9 protein-coding genes (1 of these 9 running past the window's edge) are annotated in these 18,502 nt (G+C 73.8%); all 9 read right to left on the reverse strand.

What is annotated here, in order from left to right; genetic code table 11:
• Positions 1 to 9,442, reverse strand: partial view of a lonely Cys domain-containing protein gene (locus QFZ64_RS01560; RefSeq protein WP_307061465.1) — the start only. 26,348 nt of this gene lie to the left of the window's left edge; only the first 9,442 of its 35,790 coding nucleotides appear in the window; it begins with the start codon at positions 9,440 to 9,442; its stop codon lies off the left edge, out of view.
• 2 nt (positions 9,443 to 9,444) lie between these two features.
• Positions 9,445 to 9,816, reverse strand: coding sequence for a hypothetical protein (locus QFZ64_RS01565; protein WP_307061467.1), 372 nt, complete (start codon positions 9,814 to 9,816; stop codon positions 9,445 to 9,447).
• A 4-nt stretch (positions 9,817 to 9,820) separates the two neighbouring features.
• On the reverse strand, positions 9,821 to 10,276 hold the full coding sequence (locus QFZ64_RS01570; protein WP_307061469.1) for a YbaB/EbfC family nucleoid-associated protein: 456 nt from the start codon (positions 10,274 to 10,276) through the stop codon (positions 9,821 to 9,823).
• A 22-nt stretch (positions 10,277 to 10,298) separates the two neighbouring features.
• Positions 10,299 to 13,613 carry an AAWKG family protein gene (locus QFZ64_RS01575; RefSeq protein ID WP_307061470.1) on the reverse strand — a complete coding sequence of 1,105 codons (3,315 nt, stop codon included), beginning with the start codon at positions 13,611 to 13,613 and terminating at the stop codon, positions 10,299 to 10,301.
• A 163-nt stretch (positions 13,614 to 13,776) separates the two neighbouring features.
• On the reverse strand, positions 13,777 to 14,274 hold the full coding sequence (locus QFZ64_RS01580; RefSeq protein WP_307061472.1) for a type VII secretion system-associated protein: 498 nt from the start codon (positions 14,272 to 14,274) through the stop codon (positions 13,777 to 13,779).
• 72 nt (positions 14,275 to 14,346) lie between these two features.
• On the reverse strand, positions 14,347 to 14,667 hold the full coding sequence (locus QFZ64_RS01585; RefSeq protein WP_307061473.1) for a WXG100 family type VII secretion target: 321 nt from the start codon (positions 14,665 to 14,667) through the stop codon (positions 14,347 to 14,349).
• Positions 14,668 to 14,794: 127 nt separating this feature from the next.
• On the reverse strand, positions 14,795 to 15,136 hold the full coding sequence (locus QFZ64_RS01590) for a hypothetical protein (protein ID WP_307061475.1): 342 nt from the start codon (positions 15,134 to 15,136) through the stop codon (positions 14,795 to 14,797).
• A gap of 81 nt (positions 15,137 to 15,217) precedes the next feature.
• Positions 15,218 to 16,768, reverse strand: coding sequence for a type VII secretion protein EccB (eccB, locus tag QFZ64_RS01595; RefSeq protein WP_307061477.1), 1,551 nt, complete (start codon positions 16,766 to 16,768; stop codon positions 15,218 to 15,220).
• A 43-nt stretch (positions 16,769 to 16,811) separates the two neighbouring features.
• On the reverse strand, positions 16,812 to 18,212 hold the full coding sequence (gene eccD, locus QFZ64_RS01600) for a type VII secretion integral membrane protein EccD (RefSeq protein ID WP_307061479.1): 1,401 nt from the start codon (positions 18,210 to 18,212) through the stop codon (positions 16,812 to 16,814).
• Positions 18,213 to 18,502: the final 290 nt, after the last annotated feature.

The following is an 18,502-nucleotide window of genomic DNA, read 5'->3' on the forward strand; positions in this document are numbered from 1 at the left end:
GCCTGCGCAGCAACGGCAGCAGCGTCGGCTGGAACCGGGCCACCCACTGCGGGCCGGCGTTGTTGCGGCGCTCCCCGGTGAACGGGTCGAGCCCCGCGTTGGCCCGCAGGTACACGTTGGTGAGCTGGGCGAAGAACTCGTACTCGTCCCGCGACGAGTAGTTCGGGCCCCGGCGCCGCCCGTCCCCGCCCGCCGAGTACAGCGGACCGTCCGGCCACGCCTCTTCGCCGGTCGCGGCGAACGCCTCCCGGATCAGCCGCTTGTCCGCCTCGTCGAGCCCGTACTGGTGGACGGTGTGCGCCACCTCGTGCACCGTCGACGAGTAGCCGTCCGGGTGGAAGGGGTGGTCCGTGGCCACCGTCGTCCGTTCACCGAGCAGGTTCTCCTCGGTGACGCCCGCGGTGCGCCGGCCGACACCCCGCACGCCCTCCCACGGGCGCCCGTCGGCCGTGCGGCGGCCGGCCAGGTCGCGGAACGGGCCGAGCGACGTGATCGCCTCGCCCCGCGGCACCACCACCACGCGCGAGCCGCCCTTCAGCAGCCGTGCCGCCACCTCCGGGTCGCGCAGCAGCCGTGCCACCTGCGTCCGCACCGCGCCGCGCGCGGAGACCGGACGCTCCACGCCCGCCGGCACCCGCACCATCAGCTCCGCCGCCACCTCGGCGAACTCCCCCGCCGGCAGCGTCCGGCGCAGCCCGTCCACCACCGCCGGGTCGGCCGCCAGCCGCTCCCGCTCCGCCGACGCCAGCCCCGCCAGCGCCGTCCGCCGCTCCCCGGCGGGCAGCCCCGTCAGCCATCCGACGGAGTCGGCGGGGACGCCGCCGGGTGTGGCGGCCGACGGTTCCGGCATCTTTGACGGCGCGGGGGTCGCGGGCTCCCGCAGCGGGATGCGCAGCGCGGTGCCGGTGCCGTCCTCCGGCACCAGATACAGGGCCGAGGCGTCCGCGACGATCCGGTGGGACGCCGCGTCGGGGTCCAGGTCCGCCATGACGCCCGCGAGGGTGTCCATGTTGGCGACGCGGCCCGCCCAGCCGCTGTCCCCGCGCAGCAGGGTGCCCGTCTCCGTGTGGACGAAGTCGTCGCCGAACCGCGTCCACCCCGTGGGCGGCACCTCGTGCCCGCCGGGGAGCCTGAGGTGTCCGGTGTCGGCGACGTCGTACCGGAAGGGCTCCGAGCGGGAGGCCGCGGCGCGCACATAGGTGAACCACCGGCCGGGCGCCCCGTCCGCGGGGGTGCCCGGCGCGGGCAGGTCGGTGAGGGGGACGACGGAGGCGGGGGCGACGCCGCCGAAGCGGGGCCGCACGAGGGTGACCGGGCGGCCGATCGGCCACTGCCGCGCCACCGGGTCGAGACCGTCGTCGCGCGAGCCGCCCTTCAGGCCCGGCTGCCGGGTGCCGTCGCGCGGCCCCCGGACGGCGGTCCGCCGCGGTCCGCCGCGCCGGTCGTCGACCGTGAGGTCCACCGTGCCGGTGTCCCCGTCGGGTGCGGCGGACCGCCCCTCGCGGGCCGTGACCGGCTCGACGGTGAGCAGGTCGGCGGTGAGACGGGGATGCGGGGTGCCGTCCTGGAGCGCGTCCAGCTCCCGCGCGAGTTCCTGCCGGAACGAGGCCGCGACCGCCGCCGCCCGGGCCCGTGCCGTGTCCCGGCCGGTCAGGCGCCCGGTGTGGCGGCCGGTGACCCGGACGTCCGGCAGCGGCAGTCCGCCCGCCGCGTTCCACAGCGCGGTCCTGGCCACCACCTCGGCCAGGTGCCGCAGGGCGTACCGCGCGCCCTCGGGCGTGTGCGTGGCGCCCCGGTCGAAGGTGACGGACACCGGCAGTGCCTGCTGTCCGCGCAGCACCACGGCGGTGAACAGGTTCGCCTGGGCCGAGGGCCGGTCCTCGTACAGTTCCGCGTTGGTGTCGTGGGCCGTCTCGCCCGGGCGCCGCGAGTACATCCGCAGGTACCACTGGTGGCTGCCCGGAATGACCGCCTCGAGCTGTCCGACGCGCTGCGCGGCGGCGCGGACGGCGCCCTCCAGCGTCCGCTCGGCGGCGGCACGCTCCGGCGAGCCCTCCGGCGCCGCCCGCAGCGCCTCCTCGGCCCGCTTCGCCCCGGTCAGGGCCAGGGTCAGGTCCAGGTGGCCGTGCAGCTCGGCCAGGTCCCGGGCGGCGGCGCCGGCGCTCTGCCGACGCTCGATCTCCCGGCGCAGCCGTGCCGCGTTCTCCCGCAGTTCCTCCAGCTCGTGGATGCGCAGGTTGGCCCGCACCGCCCGGCGGTGGCGGTGCTCGCGCTGGGAGACCCGCGTGTGGTTCTCCAGGGAGATCTGGTGGCTGCCGTCCTCACTGGCCAGGACGACGGTGCCGAAGTGGTAGCCGAAGCGCGGCCGGACGGGGTCCTCGGGCCGGGCATAGTTGATCTCCAGGCTCGGCCCGCCGTGTTCGCCGCGTGCCGCGACGGACTGGAAGAGGTAGCCCTCGCCGATGCCGGCCCAGGCGTGCTCGTTGACGCCGATCCGGCGTGCGGCGCCGGACAGGGCGTCGCGTCTGGGGTCGGCCGCCTTCGCGGGGCTGAGGGCGCTGCCGTAGGCGCGGCCGGGCAGCGGGCCGCCGCCGTCGCCCCCGGCGGGCCGGTCGTCGCGGCGGACGTACGAGGCCGCCCACACCGGGCCGGTGTCGTCCGGCGGCAGCCCGCCGTCCGCGACGGTGCCCAGGGCCTCGGCGAGGTGGTGGGTGCCGGTGACCTCCACACCGTCGGAGGCGTTGACCGGGGCGGTGACCGCCGGGCCGCCCTCCGCCGGGCGGAAGACCAGGTGCGACGTGCGGAAGTTCCCGGCCAGCATGTCGGCGAAGTCCCGGCAGGCCTCCTCCATGGACTGGCCCGGGCGGGTCGGGAAGTCGGGCGTCACCCGGTACAGCCGCCGCCTGCCCCCGCCGGGGACGGGCAGGACGATGCTCAGCTCCTCGTCGGCCCGCAGGCGCACCGCGAGGCCGGCGCGCGCCTGCGCCACCGACGCGCGGGCGATGGTCTCGGCCGTCGCGAAGACCTGTTGTCCGTACGCCCCGTCCTCGACCGCGAGGGTGCGGTCCGCGGAGATCCGCAGGACGGGCCGCTCCGTGACGAGCGTCTCGTGAGTGCGCTGCGCGGACAGGGCGAGCCGGGGGACGTCCCCGGTGTCACCGGTGTCACCGGTGTCACCGGTGCTCCCGGTGTCCGCCGGCGTCCGCGGGGCCCGCCACTCGCCCCGGATCCCGCCGGGCCGGCGGAACAGCACGCCCGCGCCGCGCCGGTCCGTCACGCCGTAGTGCGTCGTCGTCAGCGGCGCGGGGCGGCGGGGGCGCGTGCCGTCGGCGGGGTCGGAGCCGGGGTCGGGGTCGGAGCCGGGGTCGGGGACCGGGGCGGGCTCGTCCTCGTACATGCCGAGGATGTCCGACACGTCCCCGTCGCTGTCGCTCTCGCCGTCGCTGTCACCCTCGCCGTCCCGGTCCGGCCGGACGGAGGTCCACAGCGGGCCGGCGGCCTCGTCGACGGGGCCCAGGGTGAGGTGGTCGGCACCGGTGCGCCAGTCCGTGGACAGGCGGGGGTCGTGCTCGGAGTACCAGACCCTGCCGCCGGTCAGGTCGGCGACGTGCCCGGCCAGGGCCGCGATCCGCGGGTGCGGGAAGGCGAGGACGATGTCGGCGCCGGCGGGCCGCGCCCCGTCCCGCGCGACGAGCAGGGCGAACTCGCCGAGGTCGTCCAGGACGAGCCTGCCGCGCGCCGTGTGCAGCACGATCGAGTCCCCGTCGGTGCCGGCGAGGAGCATGTGGGGGGCGGACCACGGGGCGGGCCACGCGCTCGGCTCGCCGTCCTCGTCCTCCACCGTGTAACTGGTCGGCGGCGGCACCTGGTCACCGGTGCCGGTCCAGTTCCGCCCGGTGCCGTTCTCCGGCGTCAGCCGGCTCTCCCGGCCCAGGGCGGCGTCGCGGCGCCCGAGACGGTGGGCGAGGGCGCCGGCGTCGGCCAGTTCGGCGGGCGAGGCGGCGAGGGCCAGCGACCCGAGGAGCCGCAGGTGCCGTGCGTGCACGGTGATGTCCGGGCCGAGGCCGAGGACCCGCCGGGCCAGGTCGTGCACCTCGCCGGGCCCGCCGGTGGCCACGGACGTGTCGGACGCCTGCGCCCGGGCGAGGGCGCGCAGCGACGCCGCCGTGTCCCGGAGCGTCCGTGGCGTGTGGTCGCGCCGGGCGGCGGGGCCGAAGAGGAGACCGGCCCACGCGTCCCGTACGGCGCCGGACTCGCTGCGGGGGCGGGTGGAGTTGCGGGTGACGCCGGTGGTGCCGGCGGTGCCGGGGTCGTCGGTGAACCGGAACTGCGCGAGGGCCTCGGCCTCGGAGGGCGCGGGGTCCGGTGTCGCCCGCTGCCCGGGGGGCGGGCCGAGCGGCCGCCCGGGGGACACTGCGGACGGCGCGGACGACGCGGCCGGCGCTGCGGATGCGGCCGGCGCGGCGGATGCGGCCGGCGCGGCGGATGCGGCCGGCGCGGCGGATGCGGCCGGCGCGGCGGATGCGGCCGGCGCGGCGGGCGTGACGGGTGCGGCGGGCGGCACCGGCGGGGCGGGGGTGATGCTCACGTCCTGGTCGGTGAGCGTGCCCGCCCGTGCCTGGTCGAGGAAGTGGCGCAGGCTGTCCCCGGTCAGGGCCCGGTCCGCGCCCCGGCGTACGGCGTGCTCCCCCACGAGGTGTTCGAGCGTCCGCCAGGTCAGCGGGCCGGTGTCGCTGTTCCCCTGGGCGTTCACCCGCAGCATCTCCAGGGCGCCGAAGCCCTGGAGGAGTTCGGTGAACTCCGTCCTGCGGGAGGGGCTGCTGTCGATGTCCACGCCGTACGTCGCCCGCAGCGCCCGCACCCAGCGCAGCGCCCGGGTCAGGCGCTTCTTCGACAGCGACGGCGGGAGCCCGGCGATCTCGGTGAGGACCGCGAGCGCCACCTTCAGCGGTTCGGGACGGAACTCCTCGAACCTGTGGGCGGGACCGGCCGGGTCGTCGAACTTGACCAGAGCCGGCGGGTTGCCGTTCCTCGCCTCCAGGAGGGTCAGCGCACCGTCGACGGCGTGCACGACGCGGCCGGTCCGGTTGGCGACCGACTGCGCCGCCACCGGGTGCTCCAGCAGGTCCGTGCCGGGTGCGCGCAGGGCCTGCCGGCACCACAGGATCCACACCGGCTGGTCGTACGGCAGCCGGGCGAGGCTCTTGCGGCGGGCCAGCATGCGGCCGAACTCCCCGGCGTCCACACGTGCGTTGCCGCCGGTGCTGCGACGCGGAAGGGCCATGGCACCGGGGTCGCCGTGGCCGATGGTGACATAGGAGTCCGCCAGGGCCCGGGGCAGGGGGAGGAGACCGCTGCTGCGGGCCGGCTCTCCGGACGGGGACGCTTCCTGGTGGTCGACGTAGTGCCGCATCGCGGACACTTCACGGGCGGGCCTCTCGAATTCCGCCATCTCCCGCGGGTCGAGGAAGGCACGCCCGGTCAGCTGCTGCCCGTCGAGTGTGGTCAGCGCGAACGAGTACACGTCGTCCTCGGGGAACGCGCTGCCGTCGGTGGCGGTGACCGTCGCCCGCGGATCGTCCGGCGCGAGGCCCGGGTCGCTCGGTACCCAGGTGCCGGTGGCCGTGGACGCCTGGGGATCGGCGGCGAGGACGGGCAGCAGCGCGCCGGACAGGCCGGAGCCCGGGGCCAGGTACAGGTGGCCGTCCGTGGACCACACCCTGGCGCCGACCCGGTCCGCCGTCCGGCGCGCGAGGGCCTCGTTGCGCAGCCCCTCGGGGTCCGACACCAGCAGGATCACCGGGTCGCCGGGGCGCCGGTCGGGGTCGTGCACGACGAGCTCGGTGAACACGTCCTCCTCGACCGCCATGTCGGCGCCGCCGGCGTGGCGCAGGCGCAGCAGGCCGGTGTCGGTGCGTTCGGCGACCACCACGTGGACCTGACCGGGCCACGGTGCCAGGGCTCGGGTGATCTGCCCGGCCTCGTCGGCCCCCACCCGGTCCACGCGCACGCGCAGGTCCGGCTGTGCGGTCCAGTTCCGGCCGGTGGGGCGCCCGTTGCCGTCGGTGACGGCGGTCGACGGGGCCGGATTGCCGGAGCGGTGGAAGATGTGGGCGGCGACGGCGGCGAGAGTGGCGGCCCTGCCGTGGCGTGCGGCACTGGCCACCGCCGCCAGGGTGTTGCGGTACTCCGGGTGGCCGAGGGCCGTCGCGGGGGTCACGTGGAACAGCCACCGCACGATGCCGTCCAGATCGACCGGCCCCGCGCCGAACCGCCGGTCCCCGGCGCGGGCCGCGTCCAGCACGGTCATGGCGTCGAGCAGGCCCCGGTGGTCGGCGTCTGCGGTGATGCCCGGCCCGAAGACCCGCACCAGGGCGTCGGCGGGGCTCTCGGCGGTCGGCACGGACGGGGTACCGGCGGGTGGCGCGGCGGGCGGGGCGGCGGGGGCGGTCCGCACGTCGTCGTCGCGATCGGCGAGGCCGCGGGCGCGTGCCGGACGGGGAGCGCGCTGCGGGGCGTCGTCCGGTATGTCGTCCGGCGCCCCGTCCCGGTCCTGCCGGGGGGAGGCGGGCGTCGCGTCCGGACCCGCCGAGACGACGGCCGGGCGGGCGCCCGGACCGGCCGGGACGCCGGACGGGGAGGAGCCCGGGCCGGCCGGGGAGACGTCCGGCCCGGACGAGGAGGTGACGCCGGGCGTCGGGGTGGTGCTCGGGCCGGACGAGGAAGTGACGGTGCGCGTCGGGGAGGTGACGGTGGCCGTCGGGCCCGTCTCCGTCTCCTTCTCCGCCCCCGTCATGGCCTCGATGGCGTGGAGCGCCTCCGGCGGGAGGACCGGCCGGGGCCCGCCCTGCGGGGCGGGACGGATCCCGGCGTGGCGCAGGATCTGCCGCAGGACCGCCGTGTCGCTCTCCGTGCGGCGGCGGTCGCGCTCGCCGGGTGCCAGGGCCGGGTCGTCGGGCGGCAGCCCGATGCGGAACGGGTCCGACGCGGCAGGGGTGTCCGTCACGGACAGCTCCACGGCCCCGCCGGTACGGGCATCGGTACCCGTCGGCGGGTCGACGAGGCGCACCTCGACGTGCAGCCGGTCGCCGGACTCCGGGAGGTACGAACCGTCGTTGACGCCGGAGTCCAGCAGGGCGCGCATCCGCTCCTGCAACTCCTGGCGGGTCTCGGGGCCGGCGCCGGGTCCCGCTGTCACCGGGAGCTCCAGCGTGAGGGCCCGCACCCACCTGCCGTCGTCGGTGGGCACGCGCTGCACCGTGGTCCGGCCGGCCGGACCACCGCCCCGCTCCGCACCGCCCGGCCGCGAGGGCGCGCCGTCGGACACGGCCCCCGCGTCCACGTGCACGACGTGCGGGGGCACGGAGGCCTGCCGGGGCCGCCACTGCTCGGGACGGACGGGTTCCGGGTGCGCGGGACGGGCGGGGTGGACGGCGGGCGCCGGTCCGGTCCCGTCGGCGGCGGACGGCACGGTGGTGCCGGTGCCGGTCTCCTCCGTACGGTTGCCGTCCGCGCGGGTGCCGGCGGTGTCCTCCCCGGTACCCCCGAGGTCGCGGTACCGGTTCCGCGCGGCCGGGTCGTGGTCACCGGCGGACGTACCGCCCCGGCCGCTGCCCGCCCCGGACTCCGTACGCGGTCCGGACTCCGTACGCGGTCCGGCCCCGGCGCCCCCGGCCGCCGGGTGGGCGGCATGACCGGGGGCCTCCGGCGCCGGGCCGGGTGTGCCGGGGAGTCCGTCACCGGGCGCGGGGTCCGGCACCGTGTGGAGGGTGCCGTCGTCGGACGCGGTGTCCCCTGTCGTGCCGCGAGCCCCCGGCGAGGACACCGGCGCGGTGGCGGCAGGTGCGGTCGGAGTGGACGGGGAGGACGGGGAGGACAGGGGGGACAGGGAGGACGCCGTGGACGGAGTTGACGTCACGCCGCCACCGGTCGGCACGGTGCCCGCACCGCCCGACGGAGCTCCCGTCGGCACCGTCCCTGCACCGGGCAGGGGCGCGGTGCCGAACCGCCCGGCCGGCGAGGAACCACCGACTCCCGCCCCCGGATAGGGATCCCCGCCGGTGGTCGGAACGTAGCCGTTCGAGCCCGCGCCCGTACCGGCACCGACATCGGTTCCGGTGCCCGTACCGGTGCCGGTGCCGGTGCCGAAGTCCGTATCGGCACCGGCACCGCTGCCGACATACGTGTCGGTGTCGGTGTCGAAGTCGCTGTCGATCGTGTACACCGTGGCCGTGTCGGAGTCCGGGTACGGATCCGGATACGGCTCCGTGGTGCCCCCCGCGTCCGGGATCCGCGTCCCGTCCTTCGACGTGCCGGTGTACGCCCCCGTGACGGGCGTGTGCGGAACGGCGGTGTGCGGAGGCGGTGTCCACGTCGGCGTCGGCGTGCCCGTAGTGGTGATCGCGTGCCCCGACGCCCCGCTCCGCGGGCTCCCGGACGGGAAGAGTGCGGAACCCGGTCCGGGCAGCGGGTTGGCGGTGCCGGACGGGCCCCGGTAGCCGGTGAACGCGTTGTTCAGCGACTTCCCGGCGCGCTCGATACCGGCGCCGATGACCATTTCGCTGACGGCGCTGGCGCTGCCGCCGGCGAGGGACAGCAGGTCGAACTTCCACTTGCCGTCCATCAGTCCGTTGACGAGGAACTCGGCGACGCCCTCGCTGGGCCCCTCGCTGGCGCCGTCGCGGAACGCGTGGCCGCCGAACTGCGCGTACTTGTTGCCGCCGAAGTTCTTGAACTGGTTCTTGTAGACGTTCCCGATGGTCTTGGAGATGCCCGAGCCGAGGGAACCCGCGATGGCGCCCACCGCGGCGGACTTGAGGATGTCCTTGACGTCGAATCCGCCCGGCCGGCGTTTGCCGTCGTTGAGGGCGATCATGGCCAGCCGCACCGCGAAGGTGGTGAGGGCCTCCTGCACCGCCTCGCTCAGGCCGGGCATGAGGTGCGTCTGGTTGAGGAGGCGGAACAGGACGGTGAGCACGGCCAGCCGGGAGCGGGCCTTGGCCAGGGCGGTCTGGCCGAAGGAGAGGCCGCCGGTGAAGAAGGACATCGCCGCGATGATCGCGAGATGGGCCAGGAGCAGGAGGGCCTCGGCGATGATCTCGTACTTGGACTCCATGATGTTCCTGGAGTGCTTCGTCCGGTTGTCCGAGATCTGCCGCAGCTGGGCGGACAGGTCCGACATGGTGTCCGAACCGTGCCGGTCGGTGAGGGTGGCCATCGCCTCCTTGAAGCGGTCCGCCACCTCGGGCGGCAGGGCGCCGTCCACCTTTCCGACCAGGTCGTTGATGCGGTCGCGCAGGTCCAGCACCCGGTTCCCGTAGTCGTCGTACGGCTCACTGCTCTCGTACGCCATGTCGGAGGACCCCTGCAGCGGCAGTTCGCCGAGCAGGACGAAGAGGATCCAGCGGACCTCGTCGGGGAATTCGATGCTGTCGCGGATCAACGTCAGTGCTTTCCACTGCCCTTGTCGCCCACGGCGCCGGTCTGCCCCTTGAGCAGGGCGATGTCGTCCATCGCCTGCCCCTGGGCGCCGCGGATGCCGTGGAGCTCCTGGAGGTGGCCCTCCACGATGCCGACGAAGGCGTCGCCGATGGCGCCGAGGGCGTCGACGACGTACTGCACGTCCTTCCTGGACTGCGGGCCCGCCTCGCGGGCGAAGTCGTCGTCGACCCCGTACCAGTTGGAGGTGGGCTCCGTGGCGGCCACGAAGTCACCGGCCATGCCCCGGACGTCCTTGCCGAGTTCGCGCGCCTGCGTGATGAACGACGAGAGCAGCGCGGGGTCGGCCTCGAAGGCCTTTCCGTATCCGTAGGTCATCGCGTCATCCCTTCTCGCCGTCCTCGGTGATCTCGTCGCGGAGCCCGTCGCCCGCCCGCCGGCGGGCTTCCTCGTCCTTGTCGACGGTCTCCAGCAGGGGCCCGAAGATGTCGTCCCACTCCACGCCGGAGCCCTCGACGTGCGGCTGGAGCCCCGGGGTCTCGGACAGGGGCCGGAAGGCGTCCAGCACCATCCGCGCCACGTCGGCCTGGGCCTGGCGTACGGCCTCGATCAGGGCCGCGGAGAGCTGGGCGGCGCCCATGGTGCGGTACTTGCCGTTGAGGAACCGCACGTCGGCGAGGTGTCCCTGGGCGTCGACGATGACCTCCACGCTGCGGTCCTTCGAACGGACCGTCACCGTGGTGGCCCGCAGTTGCCGCTCGGCCCGGTCCACGGCCTGCCTGGTCTCCTCCAGTTCGGAGATGGCCCTGGCGAGCCTGTCCTTGATCGGTTCTGTCATGTCGTGCTCTTCCTCACCCGTCTCAGCGGCCGATGGCCGTGGCCGGAGCGGCGTCCTCGTCGGTGCCCCACACGTCCTCGTCCTGGTCGGTCCACGAGGCCCGTTGGCGGTCGCCGCTCTCCGTCTGCTGCTGTCCGGGGCCGCCGCCGCCCATGGGCGGGGCGAAGGGCGCGCCGCCCATCGTGGCGACGTTGTTGCGGCTCGCCGTGGTCACCGTCTCCTCCGGTCCGGCCCGGCCGACGGAGCGCCGCGTGGTGACGGGCTGGCCGTCGTCGAACATGGCCCGCACCCGTTCGCCCTCGCCGCCCGCGCCACCGCTGCTCATCCCGTTGAGGCGCGTCCCCATGGGCAGCATCGGCATGCCGCCGCCCGCTCCGTTGCCCGCGCCCATGCCGTGCTCCGAGGCGTCCGGGGAGTCGGACAGGTCGTCGTACAGCTCCTCCTCGTAGCCGTCGCCGTACGAGGGCGAGTAGAGGGAGGAACCGCCGCCGGGATGCGCGCCGGAGATGCCGCCGGGGCCGGTGGGCAGGGTCTGGCCGGGGTCGATGGGTGTGGTGACCGTCGTGCCGTCGGGCCGTTGCGTGGTGATGGTGCCGTGGTCGGGATCGAGGACGCTGGTGCTGCCGTCGGGGAGCGAGGTGGTGAGCCGGCCGTCCGGCCCCAGGGTGGTCGTGCTGCCGTCGCTGTTGGTGAGCGACTCCCCCGGGCGCAGATCACCGGTGAGGACGGAGCCGTCGGGGCGGGTGGTGACCACCTCGCCGCCGGGCAGGTCGATGTGGCGTGAGGTGCCGTCCGGGTAGTCCAGGGTCACCGAGCCGTCGGGGTTGAGGGTGGTCGTGGCGCCGTCGGCACCCGGCCCGCCACCGCCGCCGGGCAGGGACAGTCCGTCCGGCAGCCCCGCGTCGGCGCCGAGCGCCCCGGTCCGGCGGTCGTAACGGTCCTGGGCCTCGCGCTGCTGCTGCTCGGCCCGGCGTTCCGCCTCCGTCTGCTTCTGCTCGGCGCGGGTCTCGGCCTCCGCCTGCTTCTTCTCCTGCTCCGCCTGCTTCTGGTCCTGTTCCGCCTGGAGCCGGTCCTGGCGTTCCTCGGCCGCGTGCTGCTGCTGTTCCTGACGGTCCCGGTACTCGGTCTCCGTCCGGATCTGCCGCTGCTCCTGCTCCTTCTCCTTCTGTTCCTGCGCCTGCTGGGCGGCGGCCTGCTTCTTCTCCTGCTCCTGCTCCTTGGCCTCCTGCTTGCGCTCGGCCTCGGCCTGCTTGTCCTCCTGTTCCTTCTCCTTCGCCTCCTGCTTGTCCTGCTGCTCCTTCTCCTTGGCCTCCTGCTTCTGCTCGGCGGCGGCCTGCTTCTCCTCGGCCTCCCGCTCCTTGCGTTCCTGCTTCTCCTCCTGTTCCTGTTCCTTGGCCTCCTGCTTGCGCTCGGCCTCGGCCTGCTTCTGCTCCTGCTCCTTCTCCTTGCGCGCCTGGTCCTTCTTCTGCTGCTCGCGCTCCTGCGCGGCCTGCTGAGTCAACAACGTCTGCTGCTGTGCGGCCTGGGCCTCTTTCTGGTCCTGCTTGGCCTGCAGCTCCTCCCGCTTGTCGTCGGCCTCCTTCTGCCTCTGTTCCTGCTTCTGCTCGGCGGCGGCCTGCTTCTCCCCGGCCTCCTTCTCCTTCTGTTCCTGCTTCTCCTCCTGCTCCTTCTCCTTCGCCTCCTGCTTGTCCTGCTGCTCCTGCTGCTGCTGTTCCTGCTTGCGCTCGGCGGCGGCCTGCTTCTCCTCCTGCTCCTTCTCCTTGCGTTCCTGCTTCTCCTCCTGCTCCTGTTCCTTCGCCTCCTGCTTGCGCTCGGCGGCGGCCTGTTTCTCCTCCTGCTCCTTCTCCTTCGCCTCCTGCTTCTGCTCCTGCTCCTTCTCCTTCGCCTCCTGCTTGCGCTCCGCCTCGGCCTGCTTCTGCTCGGCGCGTGCCTCGGCCTCCGCCTGCTTCTTGTCGGCGCGGTCCTCCGCCGCCGCCTGCGCCTTCGCCGCGCGGTCCTCGGCCTGCTTCTGTTTCTCGTCGGCCCGGTGCTCGGCCTCTTCCTTCTCCTTCTTGGCCTCGGCCTTGTCGTGCGCCGCGAGGTCGGTGGTGTACTTCTGCGTCAGGTCGACGGTCTCCGTCTGCACCTTCTTGGGGAAACGCTCGTCGTTGAAGGCGTTCTCGATGTCGATCAGCGCCTGCTTGCCGGCGCTGGAGAGGATGTCCTTCACCGACTTCTGCCAGCGGCGGATGGCCTCTTCGCCGATCTTCTTCCAGGTGTCCTTGTTCTCCAGCGGCCCGAAGGCGCGGGATCCGCCGTAGAACCCGGGGAACTTCACGTAGTGGTTGCCGGTGCTCACGCCGCGGCCGGAGAAGTTGTACTTGAAACGGACCTTGGTGAGGTTGTGGTACCAGACCTCGTCCGTCACCTCCAGCAGCACGTCGTGCAGCCAGCGCAGCGGGTTGCCCAGGTAGAGCTGCCACCTGTCCCACTCGTTCCACAGCCGCTGGGCGGCACCCTGCACCTGCCTGCGGAAGGCGCGCAGGTCGTCGCCGTAGAGGGAACCTGCGGCCCCCGAGGCGGGGAACTGGCGGCTGTAGGCGGCGTAGTTGCGGGCCAGGGTGTGCACGAGGTCCCGGAAGACCCCGGCCGCCTGTCCCTTCCAGGCCGCGTCCTGCTTGCCGAGGTCGAACTCCCAGTCCTGCAGGTCGCGGGAACGGTGCTGGAAGAACTGGGCGACGCGGTCGAACGCCTGGGCGTTCATGTCGAAGGAGTTCAGATCGACCGCGTCCGTGTCGGTGACCGGCAGGTCGTTCCAGGAGAATCCGCGGGTGCTGCCGTTGACGAGGAGCTGGTTCAGGGCCTCGCCGCCCCCGTAGCTGTACTGCGACAGCGCCTTGTTGCTCCAGACGGTGTCCTTGGACTGGCCCTGGAAGTCGTGGCCGAGACCGCTGCGGAACTCGCTGCCCATGACCACGCCGCCGGCCGGGACGTCGATGCTGCTGGTCCCCAGCAGGGTGATCCGGGCCTTCTTCATCTTGACCTCGGTGTTGACCCCCGCGTCCCCGATGGCACCCTTCTTGCCGGAGTAGAACGGGACGACGAAGTCGGTGTTCTCGATGCGCCAACCGGAGTTCTGGGTCCGCCACTCGAGCGCGTCGACGGCGTCGACGACCGCGTCGGGCGGGTAGCCGCCGAAGTCGGAGAACTCCACCCTCATCAGCGGGATGCTGTCGTTGCCCAGCAGCCGGCCGAACAGTGTCTCGCGGGCCGGCATCACATAGCCCGTCAGAACCTTGACGGCCGTGTGCCAGTAGTCGTCGACGGAGTCTGCCGGGAATACGACGTTGTCGGCCACGGTGCTGGTCCTTCGGGTGGCGTGTCGGTGCGGGCGGCGGTGCGACCGGTACGAGGTCTGTCCGACCGGTACGAGGTCTGTGCGGCCGGGACGGGGTCTGTACGACCGGTGCGGGCGCGGTACGGCCGGGACGGCGGGCGCGGTGCGACCGGAACGGGGTCGGTCAGTCCTTGTCCCGGCCGCCGGGGCGCTGTGCGCCGCCGAGGTCGGCCTGTACGTCCTCGAAGACGTCGAGGAAGTCCTGGCCGTCGATGTCGGTGAGACTCTTGGCCTGCGCGGTGAACAGCGTGTCGATCGTGGTGTGCAGGTTGTCCACCACGTCCTTGAACAGCTTGGTCTGCTCCTCGTAGACCTCGAGCAGTTCCTCCGCCGTCTTGCCGATGGCCTGGCTGAGCGTCTCGCCCTTGCCGTGCAGGTTCTCCGCCTTCACCATCTGCCCGATGGCGAGCGGCCGCTGGGAACCGTAGGCGTCGAACTCCTGCTTGCTGGTGATGTCCGACTTCCGGATCAGCGTGCTCACCGCGGGCCCGAGGACCGGGTCGTCCAGGGTGATCCGGCGCAGTTCCTCCTGGAAGGGCAGCACGCGCGTCTCCAGGAACGCCTGGAGGCCGGCCTTGTCCATGGCGAGCTTGCCGGTCTTGGGGTTCGGGTCTTCAGCCATGGCACGTCTTCCTCGCGTCGGATCACCGGATGCGGTGGGGCGGGCGGGTTCCCGCGGCCGTTCAGCGGCCGATCAGCGGCCGATCTTGACCGAGTCCCACATCTGCGTCAGGGACCGCTCGCTGTACTGGTAGTTCTCCGAGACGGTCGTCAGCAGCGCGGAGTGCTTGGTCAGCAGCTCCTCCATGCCCTTGACGGCGTTGTCCCAGGCCCGCTGCTTGCCGTCGTAGACGTCCTTGTCGTCACCGATCCAGGAGTTGCGGAGCGCGTTGAGCTCCTGTTCCAGGCTGGACATGGTCGTCGCGATCGCCCTGGTCTGGCTGATCATGTCGTCGGCGGCGTTGCTCATCTGCGAGTAGTCGACGTAGATGTAGCCGTCCGTGTAATCACTCATGGTCTGTCCTCGTGTCGTCGCGTGGGAGGCGAGGCGAACGGTGGGGTAGGCGGTGCGCGATGCGTGGTGCCGGTACGCCGTGCCCGGCGCCGGTGCCGGCTCCGGTGCGTGATGCGCGGTGCGGTGGTCAGCCGGCCAGTGCGTCGAACACGGCGTCCGACTGGGCGTACGCCTGGTTGATCGCCTCGTTCGAGGAGCCCTGCTGCTTGCCGTGCTCCCGCAGGGTCTGGTTGAGCGTCTCGATCATGTCCTGGACGTTGACGAGGATGATGTCGGCCTTCTCCTCCCAGGAGGTCACCAGGTCCCTGAAGGCGCCGCCGTCGCTGCCCTTGTAGTGGGTCATCAGGTTGGTCTTGGTGGTCTCGACGTCCTGGCGGCACTTCAGGACACCGGAGTAGGCCATCTCCAGCGCCTGGACACCGTTGCGCGTCGCGGACTCTTCGGACGCCTGCATTCCGTTGACTGCCATCGCCAGCCCTCTCGTCGTTCGGTCCGGGGGAGGCAGAGCGTACGCACAGGTGTTTTGTTTTCGGCCGTATCTGACTTGCCGTCAGGTTGCATCCGCGTTGCTCGCCGCCTTGCCCGCGTCGCCCGAGGCCCCGGCACCGCTCGTGCCCTTGCCCGCGTCGCCCGCCGACCTGCCCCCGCAGCGCGGGGACGTCACGCTCGCCCGGCCCGCCTCGGCCGCCTCCGGGTACAGGTCGGGCCCGGAGGGGAGCATGGCCAGCATCAGGGCCGGTATCTGTTTGCGGGGCACGTCCTGGTAACCGAGCGCCCGCACCGCCCCCTTGGTGGACAGGCGGTACTTCACGCCGGTCTCGGTGACCAGGTACACCGTGCCGCCCACCTCGCCGCCGGCGGCGCCCAGGGCGCGCACCAGGGCGCCCCGTCCCGGCTCCACCGTGACCCGGTCCACGGGCAGGCAGGCGGCGGAGGAGACACCGGAGGCGTGCTGGGCGAGGGGTCCGAGCTCCCGGGTGGCGGACAGCGAGAGGCCGACGCGGGTCCCGTCACCGGCCGGGGTCACGAAGACGCAGGGCGTCCGGTCCTCCGGGACGCTCACCGCCTTCGGCGGGGTCCTCGGGAAGGCCCCCGGGCCGGCGAGCGGGTCGGACCTGTCGGCCGTGTTGCCGGCAAGGGCCTGCGAGCTCAGCGGCAGGGCCTTGGGCGTGGCCCCGCCGTAGGCCTTCTCGCGGGTGCGCGGATCGCCGAGCAGCAGGGCCAGTTCGGTGGCGGTGAGCGGCGCGAGACCGTCCTCGCGCAGCACGTAGTGACGCTCCTCGGCTCCCGGCACGGACAGGACGAAGACCTGGCCGACGGTGGTGTCGCCGCCGCCGAGGCGCCGGCCGGGGGTGCCCATGCCGGGGATGCCGGGCGGTGCCAGGTCGGGTCCGGCGGGCAGGGCGTCGAGGAAGGCGGCGGAGACGGGGACGGCGTGCACGGAGGCGTATCCGAGGGCCTCCCCGGCCGCGGCGGCCTTGTCCAGCCGCAGCCGGCTGCCCTGCCACAGCAGGTACTCGGTGCCGTCCGGGGCGGCGGCGAGGAGCCCCTCGTTCTCCCCGAGGGGGTGGCCGGGGGCGTCGTGGGACACGGCGAGCGTGGTGGTCACCCGGTCGAGGGCGCCGGACGCCTTCGCCGTGTGGGTGGCGCACACCTGCCACGGGGCGTCCGAGAGGTCGCCGGCGGCGGGCAGGTCGTCGGGGGCGCCCGGTATGCCCACCGGGGTGCCGCGCGGGGTGCCCTTGAGCGACGCCGAGCCCACCGTGGTGGTCTTCAGGCCGTCGCCGCCGAGCAGCCGGGCGGAGGCGTAGTTGCGGACCGGGCGCAGTCTGCCGTCGAGGTAGAGGTACCGGGTCCCGGTGTCCTTGTCGACGATCAGGCCGCCGGCGGTGCGCCAGGAGTCCTGCGTGCCGGGGCTGATCAGGCCGAAGACGAAGGCGCCCGCGGCCACCAGCACCGCGATGATCACACCGATGGCGATGCCCCGGTTGGTGCGGCCCTGGGGGCTCTCGGGGGCGTCCGGGTCGTGGCGCAGCATGCTCGAGGTCAGCCTGCCCATCAGGAACATGTGGGCCTGGACCTGGTCGCGTTTGTTCTGCATGGGCTCGTGAGTCCTTGGGAAGTCGTGCGGCGGGAGGGCGCGTTCAGGCGCTGAGGGCGCGCAGTCTGCCGAAGACGCCGAGCACCCACAGGGCGAGCGGCAGCAGGCTGACGGCCGTGGCGGAGTGCAGGATCTCCGCTCCCCGGCCCCAGTAGGGCACCAGCCGGCGTCCCGGGACCGTCCAGGAGGCGATGGCCAGGGCGGCGGCGACGGCGATGAGCCCCGCGACCAGCAGCAGCCGGTCGGCCGGGCCGGCCGGGAGCGCCACGTCCTGGACGAGCAGTGCCCCACCCCACACCCCGGCGGCGACCAGCGACAGGCGCTGCAGGGTGTTGCCCAGTCCCCGGCTGTGCAGGAGCAGCAGTACCGACAGGGTCGCCATGGTGAGCACGGCGGGCAGGGTGGTGCGGTGGGCCAGGCCCAGCAGGCAGGCGGCGCACACGACCGATGTGGCCGCGTACAGGCCGGTCATCCAGCCGTCGGCGGCGACGGTGCGGGCGGCCACCACGGACGGGGAGTGCGGCTCGATGCCCTCCTGCAACTGCTGTGCGTTGGTGGGCAGCGGCGGCATGCGCATGCCGGAGAGCCGGAAGGACATGGTGGGCACGAAGGCGCCGAAGAGGACCGCGGCCAGCGCGACGAGGGCCGCCACGTGGCCGGGCCCGAGGTCCGTGACCATCATCAGCGCGCCGGCTCCCACCGCCGCGACGGCGATCACGACCACGGCCAGGAACAGGGCGGCGAACGCGGCCACGGCGGCGACGGCGATCATCGCGCCACCGGCCGCGGCGGCACCGGCGGCGAGCAGCCGGGAGCCGAGGATCGCGTAGTGGTCGGGTCCGTCGAGGTCGCCTCCGGGCAGCAGCCAGCCGACGACGGCGAAGTAGGGTGCGGCGGCCAGGCCCAGGGCGGCGCCCGCCTCGGCGTCGCCGACGGCGCGGCTGGCCGAACCGGCGCCGGCGAGCAGCAGGAGTCCCGCGGCGGCGGCCGCGAGGGTGCGCAGGTGGGCGGCGGGGCCGGGCAGCACGAGTACCGCCAGGCCGGCGGTGAGTACGAGGACGAGCAGGCCGAGCAGGACGCGGCGGGAGACGGCGGCGCTCCAGCCGAAGGGGCGTTCCCGCATGGTGTCGGCGATGCCGTCGACCAGGTCGTCCAGGGCCACTTCGGGCAGGGTGTCGGCGCGGGGGCGCAGGTGGAGGGTCTCGCCCTCCAGCAGGCCGAGCGAGGCGAGGCTGCTGTCCTCGTCGAAGGGCGGGCCGCCGAGGCGCTGGAGCACCCATCCGCCGTGCTCCAGGCCCTGTTCGGCGAGGCCGTCACCGGCGTAACCCACCAGGGTGGGAAGGAGGTCGGCGACGGGGACGTCGGCGGGGACGGCCAGGTCGATGGACTTCGCCGGCGCGTGCACGGTGACACGGCACAGGCCTGACGTGGTGGTGTCGGTCATGAGGGAGGTCTCACGCTTCGTTCGTCGGGAGACATCATGTCTCCGGCGGATCGATCGTTGGACGTGTGCGCCTTCGGGCTGCACACTGCTGGGTGAACCGGTTCCTCGCGCACATCCGTCCGAGCGAACCGTGAGACGGATCGTAGACTGCTCGCGGCCGTCGGGGATCCGGTCCGGGGTCCGGCCACGGATGCGCCCGCCGCCTCTTCCGCGTGCCCCGAAGCACGTGGTGTTCCCTCGTGCCGCCCCTGGGGCGACAGCCCATGTCCCGTCGCCTCCCGCCGTGTTCA

It is taken from the genome of Streptomyces sp. B3I8 (genome assembly GCF_030816915.1).
Taxonomy (GTDB): domain Bacteria; phylum Actinomycetota; class Actinomycetes; order Streptomycetales; family Streptomycetaceae; genus Streptomyces.

Coding starts and splice junctions, on each gene's coding strand:
- QFZ64_RS01565 (WP_307061467.1), bottom strand. CDS start 9,816: ATGACCTACGGATACGGAAAGGCCTTCGAGGCCGACCCCGCGCTGCTC.
- QFZ64_RS01570 (WP_307061469.1), bottom strand. CDS start 10,276: ATGACAGAACCGATCAAGGACAGGCTCGCCAGGGCCATCTCCGAACTG.
- QFZ64_RS01580 (WP_307061472.1), bottom strand. CDS start 14,274: ATGGCTGAAGACCCGAACCCCAAGACCGGCAAGCTCGCCATGGACAAG.
- QFZ64_RS01585 (WP_307061473.1), bottom strand. CDS start 14,667: ATGAGTGATTACACGGACGGCTACATCTACGTCGACTACTCGCAGATG.
- QFZ64_RS01590 (WP_307061475.1), bottom strand. CDS start 15,136: ATGGCAGTCAACGGAATGCAGGCGTCCGAAGAGTCCGCGACGCGCAAC.
- eccB (WP_307061477.1), bottom strand. CDS start 16,768: ATGCAGAACAAACGCGACCAGGTCCAGGCCCACATGTTCCTGATGGGC.
- eccD (WP_307061479.1), bottom strand. CDS start 18,212: ATGACCGACACCACCACGTCAGGCCTGTGCCGTGTCACCGTGCACGCG.